At 70.2% G+C, this 24,720-nt stretch carries 21 protein-coding genes; 12 read left to right on the top strand and 9 right to left on the bottom strand.

All coding sequences use genetic code 11. From position 1 onward, the window contains the following. Positions 1-47: 47 nt before the first annotated feature. Positions 48-1,391, top strand: a complete 1,344-nt coding sequence (gene gdhA / locus BLT23_RS29945) for an NADP-specific glutamate dehydrogenase (protein WP_090054962.1) — start codon at positions 48-50, stop codon at positions 1,389-1,391. Positions 1,392-1,486: 95 nt separating this feature from the next. On the opposite strand, the gene BLT23_RS29940 is transcribed toward gdhA, so the two are convergent. Then, entirely contained in the window at positions 1,487-2,395 is a 909-nt protein-coding gene (locus tag BLT23_RS29940) for a LysR family transcriptional regulator (protein WP_090054959.1), read from the bottom strand. Positions 2,396-2,599: 204 nt separating this feature from the next. Here BLT23_RS29940 and BLT23_RS29935 point away from each other — a divergent pair, with 204 nt between their 5' ends. Genes BLT23_RS29935 through BLT23_RS29925 form a run of 3 tightly spaced genes read left to right on the top strand, consistent with a single transcriptional unit; the run spans position 2,600 to position 5,821 of the window. Further along, positions 2,600-3,397 carry a 2-amino-3,7-dideoxy-D-threo-hept-6-ulosonate synthase gene (locus tag BLT23_RS29935; protein ID WP_090055428.1) on the top strand — a complete coding sequence of 266 codons (798 nt, stop codon included), beginning with the start codon at positions 2,600-2,602 and terminating at the stop codon, positions 3,395-3,397. After that, positions 3,394-4,467, top strand: coding sequence for a 3-dehydroquinate synthase II family protein (locus BLT23_RS29930; RefSeq protein ID WP_090054957.1), 1,074 nt, complete (start codon positions 3,394-3,396; stop codon positions 4,465-4,467). Before BLT23_RS29935 ends, BLT23_RS29930 begins: the two co-directional genes overlap by 4 nt. 1 nt (position 4,468) lies before the next feature. Beyond that, on the top strand, positions 4,469-5,821 hold the full coding sequence (locus BLT23_RS29925) for a class I adenylate-forming enzyme family protein (protein WP_090054954.1): 1,353 nt from the start codon (positions 4,469-4,471) through the stop codon (positions 5,819-5,821). Between the two features lie 36 nt (positions 5,822-5,857). Here the strand turns inward: BLT23_RS29925 and BLT23_RS29920 are convergent, their stop codons facing one another. Genes BLT23_RS29920 through BLT23_RS29910 form a run of 3 tightly spaced genes read right to left on the bottom strand, consistent with a single transcriptional unit; the run spans position 5,858 to position 8,488 of the window. Further along, positions 5,858-6,547, bottom strand: coding sequence for an HNH endonuclease (locus BLT23_RS29920; protein ID WP_245744333.1), 690 nt, complete (start codon positions 6,545-6,547; stop codon positions 5,858-5,860). A 44-nt stretch (positions 6,548-6,591) separates the two neighbouring features. Then, positions 6,592-7,833, bottom strand: a complete 1,242-nt coding sequence (locus tag BLT23_RS29915; RefSeq protein WP_090054949.1) for an AAA family ATPase — start codon at positions 7,831-7,833, stop codon at positions 6,592-6,594. A gap of 10 nt (positions 7,834-7,843) precedes the next feature. Next, entirely contained in the window at positions 7,844-8,488 is a 645-nt protein-coding gene (locus tag BLT23_RS29910; RefSeq protein WP_090054947.1) for a DUF3159 domain-containing protein, read from the bottom strand. 129 nt (positions 8,489-8,617) lie between these two features. On the opposite strand from BLT23_RS29910, the gene BLT23_RS29905 reads away from it, so the two are divergent. From BLT23_RS29905 to BLT23_RS29890, 4 genes are read left to right on the top strand one after another with little or no spacing between them, the layout of a single operon-like run. Continuing rightward, the gene (locus BLT23_RS29905) at positions 8,618-9,829 is read left to right on the top strand and encodes an ROK family protein (RefSeq protein WP_090054944.1); all 1,212 of its coding nucleotides are present in this window, start codon (positions 8,618-8,620) and stop codon (positions 9,827-9,829) included. A gap of 16 nt (positions 9,830-9,845) precedes the next feature. Continuing rightward, the gene (locus BLT23_RS29900) at positions 9,846-11,174 is read left to right on the top strand and encodes an extracellular solute-binding protein (protein ID WP_090054941.1); all 1,329 of its coding nucleotides are present in this window, start codon (positions 9,846-9,848) and stop codon (positions 11,172-11,174) included. An 11-nt stretch (positions 11,175-11,185) separates the two neighbouring features. Beyond that, entirely contained in the window at positions 11,186-12,160 is a 975-nt protein-coding gene (locus BLT23_RS29895) for a carbohydrate ABC transporter permease (RefSeq protein WP_090054940.1), read from the top strand. Continuing rightward, on the top strand, positions 12,157-13,050 hold the full coding sequence (locus BLT23_RS29890; protein WP_090054937.1) for a carbohydrate ABC transporter permease: 894 nt from the start codon (positions 12,157-12,159) through the stop codon (positions 13,048-13,050). Before BLT23_RS29895 ends, BLT23_RS29890 begins: the two co-directional genes overlap by 4 nt. A gap of 2 nt (positions 13,051-13,052) precedes the next feature. Here BLT23_RS29890 and BLT23_RS41855 read toward each other — a convergent pair whose 3' ends face one another. Then, positions 13,053-14,273, bottom strand: a complete 1,221-nt coding sequence (locus BLT23_RS41855) for an RNA-guided endonuclease InsQ/TnpB family protein (RefSeq protein WP_090054934.1) — start codon at positions 14,271-14,273, stop codon at positions 13,053-13,055. A 150-nt stretch (positions 14,274-14,423) separates the two neighbouring features. Here BLT23_RS41855 and BLT23_RS29880 point away from each other — a divergent pair, with 150 nt between their 5' ends. From BLT23_RS29880 to BLT23_RS29870, 3 genes are all read left to right on the top strand, one after another. Beyond that, positions 14,424-15,692 carry a 6-phospho-beta-glucosidase gene (locus tag BLT23_RS29880; RefSeq protein WP_090054931.1) on the top strand — a complete coding sequence of 423 codons (1,269 nt, stop codon included), beginning with the start codon at positions 14,424-14,426 and terminating at the stop codon, positions 15,690-15,692. A gap of 5 nt (positions 15,693-15,697) precedes the next feature. Then, a complete protein-coding gene (locus BLT23_RS29875) occupies positions 15,698-16,675 on the top strand; it encodes an N-acetylglucosamine kinase (protein WP_090055425.1) in 978 nt (325 codons plus the stop codon). Between the two features lie 319 nt (positions 16,676-16,994). Beyond that, positions 16,995-17,753 (top strand): SGNH/GDSL hydrolase family protein, encoded by a 759-nt coding sequence (locus tag BLT23_RS29870; protein WP_245744331.1) that lies wholly within the window; start codon positions 16,995-16,997, stop codon positions 17,751-17,753. Between the two features lie 153 nt (positions 17,754-17,906). Here the strand turns inward: BLT23_RS29870 and BLT23_RS29865 are convergent, their stop codons facing one another. Further along, positions 17,907-20,672 (bottom strand): AfsR/SARP family transcriptional regulator, encoded by a 2,766-nt coding sequence (locus BLT23_RS29865; RefSeq protein WP_090054926.1) that lies wholly within the window; start codon positions 20,670-20,672, stop codon positions 17,907-17,909. Positions 20,673-20,775: 103 nt separating this feature from the next. Between BLT23_RS29865 and BLT23_RS29860 the strand changes: the two genes are divergently transcribed. Further along, the gene (locus BLT23_RS29860) at positions 20,776-21,810 is read left to right on the top strand and encodes an ADP-ribosylglycohydrolase family protein (RefSeq protein WP_090054923.1); all 1,035 of its coding nucleotides are present in this window, start codon (positions 20,776-20,778) and stop codon (positions 21,808-21,810) included. 184 nt (positions 21,811-21,994) lie between these two features. Here BLT23_RS29860 and BLT23_RS29855 read toward each other — a convergent pair whose 3' ends face one another. Genes BLT23_RS29855 through BLT23_RS29845 form a run of 3 tightly spaced genes read right to left on the bottom strand, consistent with a single transcriptional unit; the run spans position 21,995 to position 24,618 of the window. Further along, positions 21,995-22,735, bottom strand: a complete 741-nt coding sequence (locus tag BLT23_RS29855; RefSeq protein WP_245744329.1) for an FAD:protein FMN transferase — start codon at positions 22,733-22,735, stop codon at positions 21,995-21,997. Positions 22,736-22,737: 2 nt separating this feature from the next. After that, entirely contained in the window at positions 22,738-23,244 is a 507-nt protein-coding gene (locus tag BLT23_RS29850; RefSeq protein ID WP_090054921.1) for an FMN-binding protein, read from the bottom strand. 15 nt (positions 23,245-23,259) lie between these two features. Continuing rightward, positions 23,260-24,618: a ferredoxin reductase family protein gene (locus tag BLT23_RS29845; protein WP_090054919.1), complete on the bottom strand. Its 1,359-nt coding sequence runs from the start codon at positions 24,616-24,618 to the stop codon at positions 23,260-23,262. Positions 24,619-24,720 lie beyond the last annotated feature (102 nt).

Genomic DNA, 24,720 nt, shown 5'->3' with positions numbered 1-24,720 from the left:
GGCGGGCTCGCGTTGTCCCTCAGTCTCTTTCGGAAGAGGACGACAAGATGCCCGTGCTGGACGAGAAGCTCGCCGACACCTACGCCGAGGTGCTGCGGCGCAACCCCGGTGAGACCGAGTTCCACCAGTCGGTGCACGAGGTGCTCGACAGCCTCGGTCCCGTGGTGGCCAAGCACCCGGAGTACACCGACGCCGCGGTGATCAACCGCCTGTGCGAGCCGGAGCGGCAGATCATCTTCCGGGTGCCGTGGGTGGACGACCGCGGCACCGTGCAGATCAACAGGGGCTTCCGGGTCGAGTTCAACTCGGCGCTCGGCCCGTACAAGGGCGGGCTGCGCTTCCACCCGACCGTCTACCTGGGCATCGTCAAGTTCCTCGGCTTCGAGCAGATCTTCAAGAACGCGCTCACCGGCATGCCGATCGGCGGCGGCAAGGGCGGGTCGGACTTCGACCCGAAGGGCCGCTCCGACGGCGAGGTGATGCGGTTCTGCCAGGCGTACATGACGGAGCTGTACCGGCACATCGGCGAGTACACCGACGTGCCCGCGGGCGACATCGGTGTCGGCGGCCGGGAGATCGGCTACCTGTTCGGCCAGTACAAGCGGATCACCAACCGCTACGAGTCGGGCGTGCTGACCGGCAAGGGGCTCGCCTGGGGCGGGTCGCTGGTGCGCAAGGAGGCCACCGGCTACGGCACGGTGTTCTTCGTCGAGGAGATCCTGCGGCACCGGCAGGACAGCTTCGAGGGCAAGCGCGTGGTCGTGTCCGGCTCCGGCAACGTCGCCATGTACGCGATCGAGCGCGTCCAGCAGCTCGGCGGCATCGTCGTCGCCTGTTCGGACTCCGGCGGCTACGTCGTCGAGGAGAAGGGCATCGACCTCGACGAGCTCAAGCACACCAAGGAGATCCGCCGCGCCAGGCTGAGCGAGTACGCGGACGCGCGGTCGGCGGCGTTCGTCGAGGGCCGGTCGATCTGGGAGGTGCCGTGCGACATCGCGCTGCCCTGCGCCACCCAGAACGAGCTGAACGGCCACGACGCGGCGCAGCTCGTCGCGGGCGGCTGCACGATCGTGGCGGAGGGCGCCAACATGCCGTGCACGCCGGAGGCGGTGCGCGTGCTGACCGACGCGGGGGTGGTCTTCGCGCCCGGCAAGGCCGCGAACGCGGGCGGGGTGGCGACCAGCGCGCTGGAGATGCAGCAGAACGCGTCCCGCGACTCGTGGTCGTTCGAGTACACGCAGGACCGGCTGGGCAGCATCATGCGCGGCATCCACGACCGCTGCCTGGAGACCGCGGACGAGTACGGCGCTCCCGGCAACTACGTCGTGGGCGCGAACATCGCGGGCTTCATCAAGGTAGCCGACGCGATGCTCGCCCTCGGCGTCATCTGACCCCGTCCCCCACCGCACGCGGGGCCCTTTCGTACTGTCTGACAGTACGAAAGGGCCCCGCGTGCGGTGGGTAAGGGCCCCGCGTGCGGCTTGGGTCAGGACGCCAGCAGGCGGCCGGGGTGCGGGGTGCGTTCGTGGTACGCCCGGACGAGCCCGTCGTGCACGTCGTCCACGTGCTGGGCGGCCTCGTCGTTCCACACCAGCGTGATCCGCCGGCGCAGCGGGTTGCCGATGATCGGCTTGAGCAGCACGCCCGGCGGGTTCTCCCCGGCGAAGAACCCCGCCACGGCGCCCGTCGAGCGCACCAGCTCGGCCGCGACGGCGGGCTCCACGCCGAAGTGCGTGCAGCGGGGCGTGAACCCGACCGCCTCGCAGGCGAGGTCGAGGTTGAGCTTGCCGCCGTGGTTCTCGTCGGGCACCACCCACTCCTCGCCGGCCAGCTCCGACAGCAGCACCTCGCTGCGCCCGGACAGCCGGTGCCCCACCGGGACCCCGATCAGCATGCGTTCCGTGGCCACCCCGCGCAGACCCACCGCCTTCGGGAACCGCAGCGGGGTGCGCGGGAACTCCACGACCAGCGCGAGGTCGAGGTCCCCCGTGCGCACCAGCTCCAGCACCGCGTCGCTGTCGCGCACGACGTGCGTGGTCTGCGGCAGGCTGGGCAGCACCTCGCGCACCACCCTGACCAGCAACGCCGTCGGCGAGCCCACCACGCCGCCGAGGCGCATCCCGCAGTCGCCGCGCTCGGCGAGCTTGTTCGACGTCACCACCAGGTCGTCGAACCGTTCGACGAGGTCCTGGGCGCGCAGCACGACGTGCCTGCCGAGCTCGGTCAGCTCGACGCCGCCGGTGCGGCGCAGGAACAGCGGACCCCCGAGAGTCGCCTCGATCCTGCGGACCTGCGCGGTCAGCCCTGCCTGGGCGATCTTCATCTGGGAGGCGGCCCGGCTGATGCTGCCCGCGCGCGCGACGGTCAGCACCACGTGCAGATGTCTCAGCTCCATTCGCACCGACGAAGCCTAAGACAGTGAGCGAACAACAAACACGGCCACGCGGGTGTCGCTGGATCACGCTCCGTGGCCGTCGCAGGGCCGTTGCGCTGTCAGGCCCATAACTCGGGAGTTATCGCCACCTCACACCTGCCGCCGCGCGCTCGGGCTGCCTCACCCTTCTGGTTGACGTCAAACGATCCGAGGGGTGTGAACGCCATGAGGAAAGCGTTGCGGCTGCGACGCCTTTCCCGACCACACGACGACAGGTACCTCTTCGTGCCGTTGGACCACAGCGTCTCGGACGGTCCGGTCGTCCCGAGGGACCGGTGGCACGACCTGATCCGCGCCGTCGTGCTGGGCGGCGCCGACGCCATCATCGTCCACAAAGGACGGGTGCGGACCGTCGACCCGGCCGTGCTCGGCGGGTGCGCGCTGATCGTCCACCTCAGCGCGGGCACCGCGCACATGGCCGACACGCACGCGAAGGTGCTCGTCGGCGAGGTCGACGAGGCGCTGCGGCTCGGCGCCGACGCGGTCAGCGTGCACGTGAACATCGGCTCCGACACGGAGTCGCGCCAGCTCGCCGACCTCGGCACGGTCGCGGCGGAGTGCGAGCGGTGGAACATGCCGCTGGTCGTGATGGCCTACGCCCGTGGTCCCCGCATCGGTGACGCCGCCGGTTCCGCCGTGCTCGCGCACGTCGTCAACATCGCGGCGGACCTGGGCGCGGACATCGTGAAGACGAACCTCGCCCGTCCCGCGGAGGAGATGGCGGAGGTCACCGCCAGCTGCCCCGTGCCCGTGATCGTCGCGGGCGGTCCCGCCTCGGAGGCCAGCCTCGCCGCCCACGCCCGCACCGCGATGGCCACCGGCTGCGCGGGTCTGGCCGTCGGCAGGCGGGTCTTCACCTCACCCACCCCGATGCAGCTCGTCGCCGAGCTCGCCTCGATCGTGCACGCGCCCGTCGGCGCCAGCCTCGTCCACGCCCTGACCTCCAGCTTGGAGAACCGGTGAAGTTCGCCTGGATCGACCTCCGCAACGTCCCCGAAACGCACCGCACCGCCGTCGTCGACGCGGCCGTGCACAGCCGGATCGCCGGAGTCGTCGCCGACGACCCGACGCTGCTCGACGGCCTGCCGCCGACGATCACCCGCGTGCTGCTCACCGAGGAGCACGTCGACAGCCCGCACCTCGTCACCGTCGCCGTGAAGGAACAGGACGAGCTCGACCGGCTGCCCGGCGGTGCCGCGTTCGTGACGGTCAGCGACGACCGCACGCTCAAGCTGGCCTGCGCGGCGGCGGAACGGCTCGACCACACCGTGGTCGCGTTCACCGACCCGACGAAGATCCCGCTGGAGATCGTGATCGCCGCCGCGGACGGCGCCTCCGGCAAGCTCGTCACGGTCGTGGAGGACCTCGTCGAGGCCGCGATCGTGCTGGAGGTCCTCGAACACGGCTCGGACGGCGTGCTGATGGCGCCGCGTGACGCCACCGAGGTCTTCAAGCTGGCGCGGCTGCTGGAGGTCACGTCCCCGCCGCTGACGCTGACCACCCTCACCGTCGAGGCGCTGACCCACAACGGTCTCGGCGACCGCGTCTGCGTCGACACCGCGTCGCACTTCGAGGAGGACGAGGGCATCCTCGTCGGCTCGTTCTCGTCCGGCTTCGTGCTGTGCTGCAGCGAGACGCACCCGTTGCCGTACATGCCGACCCGGCCGTTCCGGGTCAACGCGGGCGCGCTGCACTCGTACGTGCTCGGTCCGGCCAACCGCACCAACTACCTGTCCGAGCTGCGGTCCGGCAGCAAGGTCCTCGCCGTCAACGCCGAGGGCCGCACGCGGGAGATCACCGTCGGCAGGGCCAAGCTGGAGTCCCGCCCGATGCTCACGATCACCGCCCGCTCCCCGGAAGGCGTCGAGGTGCACCTGATGGTGCAGGACGACTGGCACGTCCGCGTCCTCGGTCCCGGCGGCAAGGTCCTGAACGTCACCGAGCTGCGGCCGGGAGACGAGCTGCTCGGCCACGTCGCGACCGAGCAGCGGCACGTGGGCCTGCCGATCGGCGAGTTCTGCAAGGAGTCCTGACATGCGCGAGCTCATCACCGACCTGCTGCACCGCCACGGCGACGACGTGCCGGTCCTCAGCCACCGCGGCACGGTCACGCACGGCCTCCTGCGCGCCGACGTCTCCGCCCAGGCCGAGTGGTTCACCGCGGCCGGCGTCCGCGACGGCAGCACCGTCTCGGTCCAGGTGCCGCCGAGCTTCAGCCACCTGGAGGCGGTGCTGGCGTTGTGGAGCCTGGGCGCCAGGGTGGTCTCCGTCGACCACCGCCTCAAGCCCGCCGAGGTCGAGGTCCTGCACGAGCTGACCCGCCCCGAGTTCCTGGTGCGGGCGGGCATTCCCGGCCAGGTCTTCCGGGAGCGCTACGGCCTCGTCGTCGAACGCGCGGACGGCGTGCCGGCCGAGACCCCGCACCGCCTCGTCCAGTTCAGCTCCGGCTCGACCGGACGCCCGAAGGTGATCGGCCGCAGCACGCCGTCGATCATCGACGAGCTGACCCGGTTCGCCACGTCGGAAGACGCCGTCCGCGGCGGCGAGCGGCTGCTGCTGCTCAACTCCCCCGCTCACAGCTTCGGCCTGGTCGGCGGCCTGCTGCACGCCCTCTCCACCGGCGCGCACCTCGTCTTCGCGGAACGCCCCACCGCCGAGGCGATCCTGCGGCAGGCACGGGAGTTCGAGGTCGACTTCGTCACCGGTCTCCCGTTCCACTTCGACCTGCTGGCGTCCTCCCCCGAACCGGACGCGCTGCGCACCGTCCGCGGCACGATCGCGGGCGGCGAACTGATGCCGCAGGACGTGGCCGACCGCTTCGCCGCCGCCTACGGCCTGCCGGTCGGCGAATGCTTCGGCACCACCGAGACCGGCGCCCTGACCCTGGCCGTGGGCGGCACGACCCGCCCGTCCGTCGGCCCGCTGATGCCCGGCGTCACGGCCCGCGTCCGCGACGGCCTGGTCGAGGTGGCCCTGCCGGAGACGCCGTACCTGTCCGGCGACGACCACGGGCGGTACTCCGGCGGCTGGTTCCGCACCGGCGACCGCGGCGAGTTCGACCCCCGCGGCGAACTGCGCCTGCTCGGCCGCGCGGACTCGCTGGTCGTGGTGCGCGGCAACAAGGTGGACCTGACCGAGGTCGAGCAGGTGCTGCGCGGGCACCCGCACGTGACCGAGGCCGTCGCGGTGGGACCGGAGCGGATCCAGGCGTACGTCGGAACCGCCGATGCTTCGCTGACCGCGGAGGCGCTGACCGACTGGTGCACCGAACGGCTCGCCGAGTTCAAGCTGCCCGCGCACATCCACGTGATGGACACGCTGCCGCGGACGTCGAGCGGCAAGATCATCCGCAACCCGGCGGTGCTGGCCGAGGTTCCCCAGCGCTAGGTGGTGGTCTCCGGCACCCTCGGGTGCCGGAACCCGCTACCTCAGCAACGCCTCGCGGAGGTCCTCGCGACGCAGGAGAACGAGCAAGTCCGGACAGTCGCTGAACACCACGTCCGCCCCCGGGCTGAACGCCTGCCGCAACATCGACTGGCAGACGTCCGCGAACGGCTGGTCCTGCACGGTCCGGACGTTCTCGGCCATCTCGTCCGAGCGGTCGCGCTCACGCGCCCGATCCCACTCACGCAGAGCCAGTGCGACCACCTTGCGAGCGTGCTTGCGGCCTTCGGGGAGCCCGCGCTCGTTGAGGCCGAGCACCGCGATGGTCGCCTCGCCCTTCTCCGTCAACGGGCTGTACACCCCCAAGGACAACGTCAGCAGCAGGTGCTCGAACGGGTCCTCGGCGGTGGGGTCGATCGGCAACGGGGCACCGGAGGCGTCAACCGGGAACCGTCTCCCCTTCTGGTGGCTGTTGCACGTCGAACAGGCCAGCAGGTGGTTGAGCCAGTCGAAAGCCCGCAGCGGGTTGCGCACCACGGGCTCGAAGTGATCGACGTCGGTCCCACGGCTCTCACCGCAGTACATGCACGTCGTGAACCCGACGGCCATCTCACCGAGCACCGACCGGACGGATGACCGCACTTTCGCCTGGCTCCGCCAGGACGCGCGAGCCTTCTCGCTCCTGTCGTCCACCGGCGTCGAGGCGATCGCCCGGGTCAGCACAGCCATCTCCGCGACCGTGCCCGCCGGCAGGTCGGATCGAACGATTCGGATCATGCGTCGCGCAGGCGAGCTGCCACCTCGTCGGCCCGTGCGGTCAACGAGCTCGTGAGCGTCTCCCGGAGTTCCTTGTACCGCCGGATCTCCTGCTCGTCCGCCTGGCCCGCGATGACCTTGACCTCCAGCTCGACGAGGCGCCTGCGCAGCCGCTCGGCCTGTTCCGAATAAGGCGACTCCAGACCGAACAGCTCGGTGAGAACGGCGTCGTCGCCACTCCCGTACACGACCCGCTCGTACAGGTCCTGGTCCACCACGTGCGGAGCGAGTTGTTCGTCAGGCCCCGGCAACCGGATCAGCCCGCCGGGGTCCGCCGCCTGGCACACGTACGGGCTGTGCGTGGTCACGATGAACTGGATGTTCGGGAGGTGCGACTTCAACCAGCCGCCGATGCGCTGCTGCCAGGAGACGTGGAGGTGGGCGTCGACCTCGTCGATGATCACGACTCCGGGCGCGGTGACCGCGTTGCCTTCCACGGGCAGCCTCCCGTAGGCGTTGTGGATCTGTTTGAGCAGATCCACCACCAGCGCCGTCACCGTCCGATACCCGTCGCTGGTCTCGCGCAGCGGGAAACGGCTGCCGCGGCAGGTCACCCAGAGCCCGTCGGACGTGACGTCGTCGACCTCGTGGTCGTCGGGCAGGAGACCGTCGCTCAGCAGCCGGAGCGCGGCTCGCTTCAGCTCGGCCGCGCCGGGTTCGCCTTCGAGAGCGCGCAGGTGCTGCTGGATCAGCCACGCCACGCCGTCGGACAGCGAGGCGTCCTCGTTGAACAAGCTGGAGATGTTCGCGATGCGGTTGGACGACTTGCGGACCATGCCCGAGAGCCTGCGGAAGGGGCCGTAAGCCGCGTACAGCCACCCGTCGAGTTCGAGGGACCTCTTTTCGATCACCTGCTGACCCGCCCACGACAGTGCCAGTCCGAAGGGAGAACCACCCTGCCAAAGGGCGCCCTGTAGATGGTCGAGATCGGGATCCGCGTGGACTTGGAGGTCTACGTCGGCGCTTTCCTCGCCGTGAGTGATCCAGTTCTCGAAGTCCTGCATGACCGCGAAGACGGCGCGCTGACCTCCGAGAGCGAGAGCGATCGCCTGCAGCAAGGTTGACTTGCCCGAGCCGTTCCGTCCCGCGATCACGGTCCACCCGGCGTGCGATCCGTCCGGACGGGTGAGCGTCAGATCGACCTCACGGGCGCCGTGGAACCCCTTGATGTTCCTCAGCCGCACCTGCGAGACGTACATGCTCGCGAATCTAGTCGGTCTCCGGCGACCTCGGGTGCCGGAACCCGGGGTGGTCCGCCGGCAGCGCACGCCGCAGCATCCACCCCGACACCAGGATGCAGACGATCTGCAACGGCCACGACAGCCCGACCCGCAGCGTGGCGAGCCAGTAGACCTGCGCGTCCAGCCACAGTGGAGTGAAGACGGCGACCCGCAGCGCGTACTGCGCGACCCACGGCCATGACGCGATGGAGTACGCGTGCAGCAGGTCGGGGTCGCGGCGCCAGCGCGTTTTCTGGCCCAGCAGCGTGCCGACGACGACGCCGAGCAACGGCCACCGCACGGCGATGGAGCCTGCCCAGGCCAGTGACGAGGCCATGTTGGACAGCAGCTGGATGAGGAAGAAGTCCTCGGCGCGGCCTGTGTAGAGCGCCACCAGCGACGCCGCCACCACGGCGAGGACCGAGAACACGACGGCGCGGGGCTTCTCGCCGCGGACGAACCGCACGATGCCGATGACGACGCCGCAGAGGACCGCGGCTATGGCCCCGGCGCCGATCGAGTGGTCGAACAACAGCCAGCCCGCCACGAACGCCACCGGCGGCAGGGACGCGTCGACCGCGCCGCCTCGGCCTCCGAGCAGTGATGCGAGCGACTCCTGGCGCACGTCCGTCATGGTTCCAGGGTGCCTTAGGTCAGCCTAAGTCTGGTAACGGCCCCATATCGGGGATTGACCGCGGTGAAGCAGGTCACTACCGTCTGCGCAAATCGTCTGGAAAGTTAACAGACAGGAGCGGACACCTCGATGCGCGCCGGTAGCCCACGACTGCTGCGGGAGATCAACGACCGCGCGGCCATCGAGGCACTGCTGCGCAACGGGCCGCTCACCCGCTCGGAGCTGGAGGGCCTGATCGGCCTCTCCAAACCGGCGACCGCACAGCTGCTGACCAGGCTCGAGACCGCCGACACCGTCGTCCGCGACGGACTGCGGGGCGGCGGGCGCGGGCCGCGGGCCCAGCTGTGGTCGGTCAACGGGACGATCGCGCACGTCGCCGCCGTCGACCTCACCCCCGAGACGGTCGACGTCGCCATCGCGGACATCTCCGGCACCGTGATCAGCGAGCATCGGGCGCCGATGCCCGCGCGGCACGGCGTGCTGGAGGCGTTCGCCGAGGCCGTGGACAAGGCGTGCGGGCAGGCCGGGCTGCGCACCGACCAGCTCCTGCACGTCGTCGTGGGCTGCCCCGGTGCGGTGAACCCGGCGACCGGAGAGCTCGGCTACGCGCCGCACCTGCCCGGCTGGAACGGCTTCGACGTGCCCGGCCGGTTGCGCGAGCGGCTCGCGGCGCCGGTGAGCGTCGAGAACGACGTCAACCTCGTCGCGCTGGAGGAGATGGTCGCCGGACGGGCCGCCGGGGTGCGCGACTTCGTCGTGGTCTGGCCCGCCGACCTCGTCGGTGCCGCCGTCGTCGTCAACGGGGTGCTGCTGCGCGGCGCCTCCGGTGGCGCCGGTGAGATCGACGGCCTGGTGATCCCCGACCGCGCGTCCGCCGACACCGGGACGGACCGCGCCGGCGGCACGTTCGGTGAGCTGCTCGGCAACCCCTCGATCTGCCGGCTCGCTAAGGCCCACGGGCTCGCCTCGCGCAACGGCCACGGCGCCGTCCGCAAGGCGCTCGCCGCGGGACCGGCGGGCCGGGGGTTCCTGGCCGACCTCGCCCGCCGCATCGCCACGGGAGTGGCGAGCGTCGTCGCGGTGCTCGACCCGGAACTGGTCCTGCTGTCCGGCGACATCGCCCAGGCAGGCGGAACCACGCTGAACGACCTCGTTGCCGCGGAGCTGCGGCAACTGGTGGTGCCGAGGACACCCGTCCGGCTGGCGCTCGTGACCGGGAAGCCGGTGCGCAGCGGCGCGCTGCACTCGGCGCTGGCCGTCGCGCGCGAGCAGGTGTTCGGCCTGCCGGCAGCCACCACCGCCCCCTTCCGCGGCCCCGTGGCCGCCGGGTCCCCACGTTGATCGAGAAGGAGTGCACATGCGCAAGCACACCCGTGCCGCCCTGCTCTGTGTCACCGCAGCGCTGACCCTCACCGCATGTGCGGCGGGCAAGGGCGGTGGCTCGACGTCCGAGGCCGCCGCCGCTCCCGGCCAGGACGACAAGCTCACCCTCACGGTCTGGAGCAACTTCTCCGACCGCGAGTACGGCGAGGTCACCAAGGCGCTGAAGACGTTCAACCAGAAGTTCCCGAACATCGAGATCAAGCACGAGGGCTCGCAGGACGACGACAAGATCACCGCGGGCATCCGCTCCGGCAACACCCCGGACGTCGCGCTGTCGTTCACCACCGACAACATCGGCCAGTTCTGCTCGTCCGGCGCGTTCCAGCCGCTCAAGGCGTACATCGACCGCGACAAGGTCGACATGGACCAGATCAACCCGGCCGTCCGCGAGTACACCGAGTACAAGGGCAACCGCTGCGCGATGCCCATGCTCACCGACGTCTACGCCATGTACTACAACGAGGACATGCTGGCGGCGGCCGGCATCACCGCCCCGCCGAAGACGATGGACGAGCTGTACGACGCGGCCGTGAAGGCGACGAAGCGCGCGCCGAACGGCGACATCGAGGTCGCGGGCTACCTGCCCACGATGGGCTTCTACGCCAACCGCCCGACCATCCTCGCGCCGTACTTCGACGCCGCCTGGGAGACCGCCGACGGCAAGTCCGCGCTCGCCACGTCCCCCGGCTGGACCGAGATGATGACGTTCCAGAAGAAGCTCGTCGACTTCTACGGCCACGACGCGCTGGAGCGCTTCCGCGCCGGGCTCGGCCAGGAGTACTCCGCCGACCACGCGTTCCACCAGGGCAAGATCGCGATCATGGTGGACGGCGAGTACCGCACCGCCTTCCTCAAGGCCCAGGCGCCGCAGGTGAGGTTCCGCACCGCCCCGTTCCCGACGCTCAAGGCCGACCAGTACGGCACCGCCTTCACCACCGGCACGATCATGGGCATCCCCAAGGGCGCCAAGAACCCCGGCGCCGCGTGGGAGCTGATCAAGCACCTGTCGTTCGACACCGACACGATCGTCGGCCTGGCCAACGCCATCAAGAACGTCCCCAGCACCAAGGCCGCGCTGGAAAGCCCGAAGCTCGAGGTGGACGAGGCGTTCAAGACGTTCGTCGACCTGGCCAGGAGCGACAAGCTCAAGGGCAACCCGGTCACCCCGATCGGCGACGCGCACATCAAGGCCGTCACCGACTTCTCCGTGTCCTACCAGTCCGGCCAGGTCCCGGACCTCGCCGCCGGCCTCAAGGGCGTCGACCAGAACATCGACGACCAGATCGCCAAGAGCGGCAAGTAGGGCCTCGCGCGATGACCACCACGCTCGGCGCTCGTCCCGCCCCCGGCAGGGGGCGGGCACGCGCCCGCCACCGCCTCACCGTGCTCGCGTTCACGGCCCCGGCCGTCCTCGGCTTCGTCCTGTTCTTCGGCTACCCGCTGGTCGCCACGGTCGTCTTCAGCTTCACGAGGTACGACCTGATCAACCCGCCGGAGCTCACCGGGCTCGCGAACTACGAGTTCATGTTCAAGGACCCGTTGCTGGTCAAGGCGATCACGAACACCCTGTGGTTCGTCGTGGTGCTCACGCTGGCGCGCACCGCGTTCGCGCTGGGCGTGGCATCGGTCATCGCGCGCCTGAAGTCGGGCGTCGGCCTGATCCGCACCCTCTGCTACCTGCCGTCACTCGCCCCGCCGGTCGCCGCGACCCTCGTGTTCTTCATGGTGCTGCGCCCCAACGGCGGCCCTGTCGACAGCTTCCTCGGCTGGTTCGGCGTCGACTCACCGCTGTGGTTCTCCGACCCGGCCTGGGCGAAACCCGGCATCACCGCGATCATGCTGTGGATCTCCGGCGACCTGATGATCATCATCCTGGCCGCGATCCTCGACGTCCCGCAGGAGCAGTACGAGGCCGCCGAGCTCGACGGCGCCGGCCCCGTCCGCCGCTGGTGGCACGTCACCCTGCCGACGATCTCCCCCGTGCTGCTCTTCGGCGTCGTGAACTCCGTGATCCTCGCCCTGCAACTGTTCACCCAGGCGGTCGTCGCGGGATCGGCGGGCTCCGGAGCGGCGGACGCGACAGGGTCGACCAAGTACCTCGGCTTCCCGGACAACAGCACCCTGACGTTCCCGGTCTACCTGTACGCACAAGGCTTCCGCTACTTCGACATGGGCTACGCGGCCGCGATGGCCACGCTCCTGTTCGTCATCTCGTTCGGCGTCACCATCCTGCTCGTCCAGCGGATGCGCAAGAACTCCAGCGCCGAGGAAGGAGGCCCGGGAGCATGACCGCGACGCTCACCAAACCACCGTCCGACATCCCCACCGAACCGGAGAACCCACGCCGCGGGCGCACCAAGGGCGCCTTCCTGCACTGGGTCGCGACCCACGCCCTCGGCCTCGCGCTCGGCCTGATGTTCGCCACCCCCGTCGTGTTCGTCTTCCTCACCGCGGTGATGCCGGACGACCAGGCGTTCACCTCGGACCTGTGGCCGCGCGAGTGGCACTGGGAGAACTTCGTCGAGGTCTTCGACCAGGCCCCGCTGTTCCGCTACCTGGTCAACAGCCTCACCTACTCCCTGCTCGCGACCGGCGGGATGCTGCTCTCGTCGATCCCCGCCGCCTACGCCCTCGCGAAGCTCCGGTGGCGTGGCCGCAACCTGGCGTTCCTGCTCGTCATCGGCGCGATGATGCTGCCCCCGCAGGTCGTCGCCGTGCCGCTGTACGACACCTGGTCGTCCCTCGGCCTCACCGGCACGCTCTGGCCGTTGATCGTGCCCTACTTCCTGTTCGACGCGTTCAGCATCTTCCTGCTGCGCCAGTTCATGCTCACCATCCCGCAGTCCTATGTGGACGCAGCACGGGTGGACGGCTGCTCGGAGTTCCAGGCGATGGTGCGCATCGTCGTGCCGATGGCGAAACCGGGCATCGCGGCGACCGCGCTGTTCTGCTTCCTCTTCACCTGGAACGACTACTTCGGACCGTTGCTCTACACCGGCGAGGTCAAGGACCAGTGGACGTTGTCACTGGCGCTGGCGACGTTCAAGGGCATGCACATCGTGCAGTGGAACTCGTCGATGGCGGTGACGTTCCTGACGATGGTCCCGGCCGTCGTCCTCTTCGTCTTCGCCCAGAAGTCGTTCGTCAAGGGAATCACTTTCACGGGAGTCAAAGGTTGACTTCACTCTCTCTCGCGCACGAGGAGGTTCCCACGGCTCGCGCCGCAGGGTTTCTGCTTCGTCGCCGGCTGCCCGCCCGGAATGCTCCGTTGAGGTCTTCCACCAGCTCCACAGACCGATGCCGCCAGCCCAGCGGCCAGTATGTTGCGCGCCGCGTTCACGTCCCGGTCGTGGGTCGTGCCGCAGTCACAGGTCCAGACACGCACGTGCAGCGGCAACTCCGCCACGCACACCCCGCAGGCCGAGCACAGCTTGGACGACGGGAACCACCGGTCGACCGTGATCACCTGCCGTCCGTACCAGCCTGCCTTGTACTCCAGCATCTGCCGGAACTGCCGCCAGCCGGCGTCACCGATGGCACGGGCCAGATGGTGGTTGCGGAGCATGTTCGACACGGCCAGATCTTCGATCACGAGCGTTTGGTTCTCACGCACGAGCCGAGTGGTGACCTTGTGCAGGAAGTCCGACCTGCGGTCGGCGATGCGGGCGTGGAGGCGGGCGACCGCGACCCGGGCCTTGGCGCGGTTGCTTCCACCCTTCTGTTTGCGGCACAACGATCTCTGGGCTCTGGCCAAAGCCGCCCGGTCCCGGCGCTCGTGCCGCGGGTTGCCGATCTTCTCGCCAGTCGACAGCACCAGCAGGTGGTGGAGACCGACATCGATTCCGACCACGGCGTCCACGCCGGGCAACGGCGTCACGCCGGGGTCCTCGCACAACAGGGACACGAACCACCGCCCGGCCGAGTCGAGGGACACGGTGACGGTAGAGGGCTCCGCTCCCTCCGGCAGTGGGCGGGACCACCGGATGTCCAGCGGCCCTGCCATCTTGGCCAGCGTCAACCTGCCATCGCGCCAGCGGAACGCGGAACGCGTGTACTCGGCACTGGCCCGCGACCTCTTGCGGGACTTGAACCGCGGATGCCGCGAGCGTTTGGCGAGGAACCTGGCGAACGCCATCTGCAGGTGCCGCAACGCCTGCTGCAGAGGTACCGCCGACACCTCTTTGAGGAACGCCAGCTCTTCGGTGCGTTTCCAGGCGGTCAGCAACGCCGAGGTGGCGTCGTAGCCGATCCGTTCACCGTGCTGGGCCCACGCCTCGACACGAGCCTGCAGCGCCAGGTTGTAGACCTTGCGCACACACCCGAACGTGCGCAGCAGCTCCGCCGCCTGCTCCTCGGTCGGGTAGAAGCGGTACCGGAACGCCCGCTTCACCAGCCTTTTCACCTTTCACAACCTACCAAGCCACCTCGCACCTCCCAGACCAGGCCGGGCCGTCCTGTTTCCCTGCCCGGCGAACCGGCGGCCGACATCCGGCCCGGCAGCGAACCCTCTCCTCCCCGCCCCCACGGGCGAGATCTCCTCGAAGGACGTCAGATGAAACTCACCGTCGTCGGTGGCGGGTCCACCTACACGCCGGAGCTGATCGACGGCATCGCCGGCCGTCGCACCAGCCTGGCGGTGGACGAGATCGTCCTGGTGGACCCGGACGAGCACCGCCTGGGCATCGTCGGCCCGTTCAGCCAGCGCCTGCTCGCCCATGCCGGGCACCCGGCCAAGGTGCGCACCACCACCTCCCTGGAGGACGGCGTCGCGGGCGCGTCCGCCGTGCTGTTGCAACTGCGGGTGGGTGGCCAGCAGGCTCGCGCGTCGGACGAGACGTTCCCGCACGTCTGCGGCTGCGTCGGTCAGGAGACCACCGGCGCGGGCGGCCTCGCCAAGGCGCTGCGGACCGTGCCGGTGGTCCTGGACATCGCCGATCGCGTCCGCGCGCTCGCAGGTCCGGACACGTGGATCGTCAACTTCACCAACCCGGTCGGCATCGTCACCCGCGCGCTGCTCCAGGAGGGTCACAAGGCGATCGGCCTGTGCAACGTGGCGATCACGTTCCAGCGCTGGACTTCCGCCCTGCTGGGTGTCGAGCCGTCCACCGTGGAGCTGGAGCACGTGGGCCTGAACCACCTGACGTGGGAACGCGGCGTCCGCGTCAACGGCGTAGACCGTCTGCCGGAGCTCCTCGCCGACCACGCCGAGGGCTTGGCCGAGCACATCGGCGTCGACAGCGCCTTGATGCGCCGCCTGAACATGGTGCCGTCCTATTACCTCAACTACTTCTACAACCACGACGCCGTAGTGCAGAAGCAGCTCAAAGAGCCCTCACGCGCCGAGGTCGTCGCAGCCGTCGAAAAGGAACTGCTCGACATCTACGCGGACCCGTCCGTAGTCACGAAACCCGAACAACTGGGCCAACGCGGCGGCGCCTACTACTCAGAGGCGGCAGTGCAACTCGTCCACGCCCTGACCGGCGGCGCGGGTGCGGAAAGGCACGTCGTCAACGTCCAGAACAACGGCACCCTCCCGTTCCTCCCGGACGACGCCGTGATCGAGGTGTCGTCCACAGTGGACCACACCGGCGGCACACCACTCCCCGTCCGCCCGGTGGAACCGACCATCTCGGGCCTCATCGCGCACGTCACCGCGTACGAGCACCTGGCATTGGAGGCAGCCCTGCACGGGGGCCGCGACCGAGTGGCGAACGCCCTGCTGGCCCACCCCCTGATCGGCCAGCACGCCAAAGCGGACCGGCTGGCCGACGAGCTGATCGCACAGAACCGCGACCTCCTGCCGTGGGCGAAGGGGGCCTGACAACGATGACGGACCGTGTGCTCGCCATCGACGGCGGCAACAGCAAGACCGCGGTGCTCCTCGTGGACGCCAACGGCACCGTGCTGGCAGAGGCACGAGGCCCAGGCGCCCCACCACAAACCGTGGGCATGAAACGCGGCCTGGACGTCTTCGAGTCGCTGGCCCGCGAAGCAGCGGCAAAAGCAGGTCTCCCCCCGGACGAGCAGATCGCGACCCACACCTCCGCCTACCTGGCGGGAGCCGACCTCCCCCGCGAAGAAGCAGAGCTGACCCAAGCGATCTCAGACCGAGCCTGGTCCACCACGACAGTCGTCGGCAACGACACCTTCGCCCTGCTACGAGCAGGCACAGCAACTGGCGGCGTAGCAGTGGTCTGCGGAGCGGGCATCAACGCCGTGGGCGTGGCGAAGGACGGCAGAACCCACCGCTTCCCGGCCCTGGGCCAGATCTCCGGCGACTGGGGAGGCGGCGGCCAGCTGGGCAACGACGCCCTCTGGCACGCGGTCAGGGCAGAAGACGGCCGAGGCCCCCGAACCCTCCTCCTGCCGGCCCTGCTGAAGCACTACAACGCGTCCTCGATCCTCGAGGTGGTCGAAAAGATCCACTTCGAGGAGCTCGAACTCGACCCCCACGCCCTCTGCCCCCTGGTCTTCGAGACGGCAGCCCAGGGCGACGAGGTGGCCCAAGCCCAAGTCGACCGCCTGGTGGAGGAGATCGCCCTGCTGGCAACGGTCTCACTCCGCAAACTGGACCTGGTCACCGAACCGGTGGACGTGATCCTCGGCGGCGGCGTCCTGACCAACACCGGCGACACAGTGGTGGGGCCGGTGACGAAACAGATTCTGGAAGCGGCCCCCCTGGCCAGGGTCCGCCTGGTGGACGTCCCCCCGGTGGTGGGCGCGGCGCTACTGGGCCTGGACCACATCGGCGCCGGACCAGCGGCAGAACAATCCCTCCGCTCCGCCTACACGGCAACACCGTGACAGGCAGCCGGGTGGGGTGGTCCCCGGGGTCCGCCTGAAACTCACACTGTGACCCTGACTACACCCGTACGGACCCGCAACCAGACGAATCCCCTTCACAATTCCCCCACCACCCCAGAATCCCCCCACCGCCCCTCGACCAAGTGGTAAAAGAATCGTCACCCACAGCAACAAAACATACGATGAGGTAACCAACGGTGGCGTAACCAAGGCTTCGTTGTGCATGCTGACCAGTCGCCTGCGAACGGGAGCCGCAGACGGGGAACGGATCAACGTCGAGCACAAGGGGGATCCAGTGCTGCTGCGATGGACCAGTCTCGTGTCCCTGGGGGACAGTTTCACCGAGGGAATGGACGACCCCGGCCCGGGGGACACCTACGTCGGCTGGGCCGACCGCCTGGCCGGCATGATCGCCGAGCAGGCCCCGGAGTTCAGGTACGCGAACCTGGCCGTCCGAGGCAAGCTGCTCCAGGAGATCATCGACGAGCAGGTGCCGCTCGCGGTCTCCCTGAAGCCGGATCTCGTCACGTTCTGCGGTGGTGGCAACGACATCCTCATCCCGAACAGCGATCCGGACGCGCTGGCGGAGGTCTACGAGGTGGCGGTGGCGGACCTGCGGTCGGCCGGCTGCGACGTCGTGATCTTCACCGGGTTCGACACGCGCAGCACGCCGTTGCTGCGGAGCATCCGCGGCAAGGTCGCGATCTACAACTCGCACCTGTGGTCGATCGCCGAGCGCTACCACTGCCGGATCGTGGACCTGTGGTCGATGCACGTGCTGCACGACCGCCGGGCGTGGAGCGAGGACCGGCTGCACCTGTCGCCGGCCGGGCACCAGCGGGTGGCGCTGAAGACGGCGCAGATCCTCGGTTTGACGGACGACCACGCGTGGAACGAGCCGTGGCCCGCGCTGGAGCAGGCCGACTGGGTGACGCAGCGCAAGGCGGACCTGAAGTGGGCGCGGGAGCACGTCGTGCCGTGGATCGGCAGGCAGCTGCGCGGTGAGTCGATGGGTGACGGTCTGGCGCCGAAGCGTCCGGAGCTGCTGCCGCTCGCGCGGTGCGCCGACGAGATCTGACGCGACGGAGAACGAGGAAAGCCCGACCGGCACTCTCCCCCGAATGCCGGTCGGGCCCTTTCAGGGCAGGCGCCTTACCCCCTCGGTAATCCCCCACTCGGCTGCCTGCACGTCAAACTTCCCATAATTTGGGGCCGCACGACTAAACACCGGCTAAACCTCGGACGACAGCACGTCCAGGGTGGCCCTCACCTGGACCGCCCGAGCCGAGTTGACCTGCGACAACAGCCGCAGCGACTCCGTCAATTCGGCTGAGGCAGCAACCCATTCCGCCCGGCGGAGCAACACTCCCCCGAGCACCTGCCTGCCGAAGCCCTCCAGGAAGGTCATCTCGACGGCCGCGGCCTGGTCGACCACCTGCCGGGCGAGCGACTCTGCCTGGTCGAGGGACCCGCCTTCCAGGTGCAGCTCGGCGAGGTTGGCGAGGCCCGCGGTCAGCGCGGCCTGGTCGCCGCAGCGGCGGTAGACGTCGACGGCCTGGGCCTGGTGCCGCAGCGCGACCTCCAGGCGGCCGCGGGCCTGTTCGACCTGCGCCACGTTGTTGAGGCCGTGGGCTTCGCCGACGACGTCACCGGACTGCTGCGCGAGCTGCACCGACTCCCAGAGGTGCAGCAGGGCCTCGTCGTGCTGCTCCAGGCGGAACAGGACGTCGGCGAGCTGGGCGAGGGTCAGCACCAGGTACTGGCGCTCGCCCAGCTCGGTCGCGAGGCGGTGCGCACGGCGCGCGTCCGGCAGCAGGACGGGTCGTCCCAGCCGGGCGTTCGTCGTGTAGGCCGTGTCGAGCATCAGGACCTGGCCGAGGCGGCTCCCCGTCACCTCGGCCGCGGCCAGCCCGAACCCGACGAGCGCCACCCACTCCCCGGTGAGGGCGCGCACCGTCGCGTAGGTGTGCAGCAGTCTGACCAGCTGCCACACCTGGTCGTGCAGGCCCGCTTCGGCGGCCGCGTGCACGACCGCGACGACGTTGGGCCACTCCTGGTCGAACCAGCCGACCGGGTCGGTGACCTCCGGCACGGGCGTGGTCCCGTTGTCCCCGGACGCGAACTCGAGCCCGTCGCGGGCCGGCCGGACGGCCCTGCGGACGTGGTCGCACGCGACGAGGTAGTAGTTCACCAGGCGCCGCAACGAGTCCCGGTCGGAACGGCCGGCTCCGCGCACGTACAGGCGCACCAGCTCGTGCATCGTGAACCCGTCCGGCCACGGTTCGACGAGCAGGTTGACCTCGACGAGCTGCGAGAGCCTGGTGCGGGCCGACTCGACGTGCGTGCGGGTCAGCGCGGCGACGGCGTGCGGTGACATCCACCGGCCGGGAGCGAGGCCGACGGACCGGAAGACCTCGCCCAGCTCGGGCGGCAGGTCGCGGGTGGACAGGTCGAGCGCCCGCGACACCCCCATTCCCGCCTCCGGCAGGTCGAGTCCCCTCATCCGGTGCCCGTCGTCGGCCAGCTCCCCCACCAGCTCCTCGACAGTCCACTCCGGACTGATCACCAGCTTCGCCGCCGCCACGCGCAGCGCGAGCGGCAGACCTCCGCACAGCTCGGCGAGCTTGCGCGACGCCGCCGGGTCCTCCGCCGACAGCGGTTTGCCCAGCACGTCGTCGACCAGCTCGCGGGCCGCGTCCTCGTCCAGCGGGCCGAGCTTGCGCACGCGGGCGCTGTTGCTGACGACGAGCCGTTCCATCCGGCTGCGCGACGTCACGAGCACCACCGAGCCGGAACCGGGTGGCAGCAGCGGCTGCACCTGTTCGAACGCGGTCGCGTCGTCCAGCACCACCAGCACGCGGCGGCGGTTGAGCAGCGACCGGTAGAGGCCGACGCGGTCCTCCACCGCGACCGGCACGCCGTCGGCGGGAACGCCGAGCGCCACCAGGAACCTGGTGAGCACCTCCCCCGGTTCGGCGTCACCGAGCGACGCGAACAGCACGCCGTGCTGGAACATCTCGGAGTTCTCGTGGCCCCAGGTGGTGGCGAGCGCGCTCTTGCCGATCCCGGGCGGGCCGGTCAGCACCGCCACGGTCGTCGCGAGCAGGTTCCTGGTCGCGCACACGTCGTCCAGCCACGTCTTGTCGGCGTCGCGGCCGAACAGCCGGGACGCGGACGCGGGCAGCAGCGCCGGCGCGACGATCCCCGCCCGCGGCGCGACGGGCCGCGCCTCCACCGGGCCGACGACGCTCAGCGCCGGGTCGTCGCGCAGCACCTGTTCGTGCAGCTGCCGCAGCTCGGGGCCGGGGTCGATGCCGAGCTCGTCGGCGGCGCGGCGCTGGAACCGCTGGTAGGCGTCCAGCGCGTCGGCGCGCTGTCCCGACCGGTAGAGGGCGCGCATGCTGTGGGCCACCAGGCGTTCCCGGAACGGGTGCTCGGTGCACAGCCCGCGCAGCTCGCCCACCAGCTCCAGGTGGCGGCCGAGGTCGAGCTCGGCGTCGATGCGCTCCTCCAGCGCCGACAGCCGCAGCTCCTCCAGGTCGGAGGTCAGCGGGTCGCCGGGGACGTCGACGAGCACCGGCCCGCGCCACAGGCCGAGCGCCTCGCGCAGCAGGCCCGCCCTGATGGCGGCGGGCTTGCCGCGGGAGGACGCCACGAGCTGCCGGGCGCGGTGCAGGTCGAGGCGCCACGGGTCGACGGTGAGCTGGTACCCGGTGGGCGTGGTGCGGATGACGGCGGAACGGGCCGGGTCCGCCTCGTCCAGCACCTTGCGCAGCCGCGAGACGTAGCCGTGCACGATCGTCCGCGCGGTGGCGGGCGGCGCGTCCGTCCACAGCGCGTCGACGATCTGGTCGATCGAGACGGGCCGGTTCGCCTCGACGACCAGCAGGGCGAGCAGAGCGCGCATGCCGCGGCGGCCCAGCTGCACGAGCCGGCCGTCCGCGAGCACCTGGAGTGGCCCGAGCACGCCGAACTCGAGTCCGGTTTTGCTCCGCATGCCCCTCCCCCTGCCGCGACGACGCCGTCACTTCAACAGGTGGGAGAGCTGCTGTCTCAGATACAAGTTCGGTCCGAGTTTCGCGGTTCGCTACTGTTCACACGTGCCGCGAGATCGGAACTCCGTGGTGGACCGCGGCGCCGGGTGTCTTCTCGGCGGCGCTCTCGGTGATGCGCTCGGTGCGCCGGTGCAGTACCTCGGCTGGGCGGACATCCAGCGCGAACACGGCCCGGAGGGCGTGCTGGCCCCGCCGAAACCGGCCCTGTTCACCGACGACACCCAGCTGACCCTGTTCACCGCCGACGGCTACCTGCGCGCTTATGTGCGCGGCAAGCGGACCGGCGAGTGGGAACCCTCCGACGAGGTCTGGCACAGCTACCGCCGCTGGCTGGTCACCCAGCAGCAGCCAGGGCCCGAGCACGGCGCGACGGGCCTGCTGGCGGACGAGCGGCTGTACGAGAGCCGCTCGCCGGGCCTCACGTGCCTGCGCGCGCTGGCTGCGGAGACACCGTCCACTCCGGAGAACCCGCACAACGAGTCGTCGGGCTGCAACGGCGTCACGCGCACCGCTCCCGCGGGTTTCGCGCCGTCCGCGGCGATCGCCTACGACCTCGGCTGCCGGTTCGCCGCGCTCACGCACGGCGGCACGGGCGGCTGGGTGTCCGGTGGCGCGCTGGCGTTGCTGGTGCACCTGGTCGCCGTGAAGGGCAGGCCGATCCGCGAGGCCATCGACCAGGTGATCGGCCGCGTGCTGCGCGACGACACGTACACGGCGACGGTGCTGACCCGCGCCGTGGTGCTGGCCGAGGAGCACGACGGTTCCGCGCCGGTGCGCGTCGACCGGCTCGGCAGCGGCTGGACGGGCCCGGAGGCGCTGGCCATCGCCGTCTACACCGTGCTGACGCACCCGAAGCCCGCGCAGTTCTCAGAAGCGATGCGCGCCGCCGCGAACCACTCGGGCGGCAGCGACGCGACGGCCGCGCTGACGGGCAACATCCTGGGCGCGCTGCACGGCACGGACGCGATCCCGCGCGACTGGCTGAACGGCCTGGAGATGGTGGACGTGCTCGACGCGATGGGCCGCGACCTGGGCATGTCCGCCGTGGGCATGGACTTCAACGAGAACCGCTACGCCTGAGGCGGTCGGCGGCCTGAAAGACAGAGCCCGTTGCGGCGCGCTCCCGAATTCGCGTCGCAACGGGCTCTCTCGCACGAACAGTTGGTCAACAGCAGGCCGGGTCTTGCCCCGAGCGCGAGCTCCGATCAGCTCTTGATCAACGAAACGACGTGCCCCGGAGACAAGGCTCCGTTGGCCCGGCATGTTAACAGATGTGTACCGGAAGTCCAGGACTCGACCACACCTGACGATCTTCGTCGACGATGAAGACGGCGCAGTCCCGCTGTGCCGCAGCCCACTCGATCCCGTCCCTGCCCAGCGCGAACGCCGCCGTGGCGGTGGTGTCGGCGATGGCGAGGTCGTCGGCGACGACCGTGACGGAGATCAAACCGGTGACCGGCCGCCCGGTGCGGCCGTCGAGGATGTGCTGTCCGCGCTCGTACAACGCCGACGTGGCAACGGCTCCGTCGCGCACGCCGAGCACGACGCTCAGCTGGTCGGCGAGGTCGGGGTGGCGAACTCCGACGCGCCAAGGCTTTCCGGGTTCGGGCTCGCCCGCCGTCACGACGTCACCGCCCGCGTTGAGGCAGAACGACGAGGCGCCGCCCTCCCGGAGGAGGTCAGCGGCGCGTTGCACGGCCCAGCCCTTCACGACCGCGCACGGGTCGAGGGCGCGGCCCGGCACCCGTGCCGTGAACGCGCCGCCGGTCGACTCCTCGTACCAGTCGCACAGCGACAGCACCTCGACCAGGTCCGGGGTGAGCTCCTCCCTGGTGAGCTCACCCCGGTCGTACCGGCACACCTCGCTGCCGGGCTTGAACGGCGAGAACCGTTCGTCCACCTCGTGCAGCCAGGCGAACGCGCGGCCGGCGAGTGCGGCGTCGCCGTCGCGCAGGTCCACCGAGACCGGCAGGCCCATGACGTGCTCGACGCGCCGCACCGCCACGGCTACCGCGCTCCGTCGAGGGCGGCCTGCAGCGACTGCCGGTAGCCCTCGGAGGTGGCGGTGGCGCCGGACACCGTGTCGATGTCCGCGCTCTGCGCCTTGAGGGCCGACTGGCGCAGCAGCGGCAGCGCCATGCGGGTCGGGTTGCTGTTGGGCGCCCGCACCGCCTTCACGTCGGTGATCTTGGTGCCCTGCAGCGTCACCTGGACCTGCACGACGCCCTCGGACGTGGTGATCGCGGGACCGGACAAGGCCCGCTGCTGCTGCTGGGGCGCCTGCTGCTGGGGTGCCTGCTGCTGGGTGCCGGGCGCGGTGCTCCTCGGCGCGGAGCCCGCGGTGGGCGGCACGACCGGCGGCGCGCTCTGCGGAGCCGGAACCTCTTGCCGCGGCTGGGTTTCGGGGGCGGCGACCTCGCTGATCTCGCCGCCGTGCCCGGTGCCGGGCGAGTACAGCCAGACCGGGACGAGACCGGCGACGCTGAGCGCCAGCACGGGGATTGCCCTCTTCACGTCGTCGTACCTTCCTCAGTGGGCGAGCGCGAAGCGCTCGGCGTGGACCTGGTTGCCGGGCACCCCGAGCTCGTCGAGGCTGCGCACCACGGCGTCGGTCATGCCGTTGGGGCCGCAGATGAACACGTCGCGGTCCTGCACGTCCGGAACCAGCGCGACGAGGTTCTCCGGGCCGAGCAGCGGGCCGTTGGCGGTGATGGCCTTCGAGGAGCCGGTGACGAGCCGCAGCACGGCGTTCCTGGACCGCACGAGGCCCTCGATCTCGCGCAGCAGCACGGCTTCGCGCGGGTCGCTCACCCGGTACAGCACGACGACGTGGCCCTGGATCTCCTCCAGCAGCGCGCGGATCGGCGTGATGCCGACGCCACCCGCGACCAGGAGCGCGTTCGGCTTGGTCTGATGCATGGTCGTGAAGGCGCCGTACGGGCCCTCGGCGAACACGCGGGTGCCGACCTTGACGTTGCGGATGTCGGCGCTGCCGGAACCGAGGGCCTTGGCGGTGAGGCGCAGGTACCGGCCGTTCGGCGCCGCGGACAGCGAGAACGGGTTGGCCTGCCACCAGCGGTCCTTGGTGACGAAGCGCCACAGGAAGAACTGGCCCGCCTTGGCGCCCAGCTTGTCGAGGTCCTTGCCCTCGACGTAGACGGAGACGACGTTGTGCGCCTCCGGCACGACCGCGGCGACGCGGAACTGGTGCCGCCAGTTGCGCCACAGCGGCAGCGCCACCCGCCCGGCCAGGACGGACCCGAGCGCCACGGTCCACAGGCCCCACCAGTACGCGGTCGCGAGCGCCGAGTTGCGGAAGGTGCTGCCGACGGCGACCTGGTGCGTGAACGCCAGGAAGATCGCGACGTAGGTGTAGAGGTGGATGAAGTGCCAGGTCTCGTAGGCCAGCTTGCGCCGCGCGAACCGGGCGGAGACCACGCCGACGACCATGATGATCGCCCACGCCACCAGCGCGCGGAGGATGCCCTCCAGCTCGGTGGCCTGCCGCACGATTTCCGCGACCGGCCCGTCCGCGCCCGCGTTGCCGAACGCGATGAAGACCAGGTGCCCGACGAGCATCCAGAAGATCGTGAAGCCGGTCCAGCGGTGCCACGCCGTCAGCTTGTCCATGCCCAGGCGGCGGTCGAGCCACGGCAGCCGGGCGACCAGGAGCAGCTGGAACGCCATCGCGAGCGCGCCGTAGAGGCCGGTCAGCCTGCCGAAGTTGACGAGCTTGTTCGAACCGACACCGGCCGCGTTGAACAGGTACGTCACGAACGCGGCGTTGGCCAGGAGGAACACGTACAGGCCGGCTTTGGCCAGCACCTTGTGCGGCGTCGCGCGCCCGGCCGGAGCCGGTCGCACGGGGTGCTGCAGGGTGGTCGTCACGGCGGGCTCCTCGGTCTGGCAGGTGGCGGTCTACCGGGTCGATCTTCTGGTTTCGAGCTGTGGCTCCCCTTTGCGCCGCCTGTCGACTTCCTGTCGATCGGG

Source organism: Lentzea fradiae (genome assembly GCF_900100955.1).
GTDB classification, from domain to species: Bacteria; Actinomycetota; Actinomycetes; order Mycobacteriales; family Pseudonocardiaceae; genus Lentzea; species Lentzea fradiae.
This window is presented reverse-complemented; position numbering and strand designations above follow the sequence as displayed.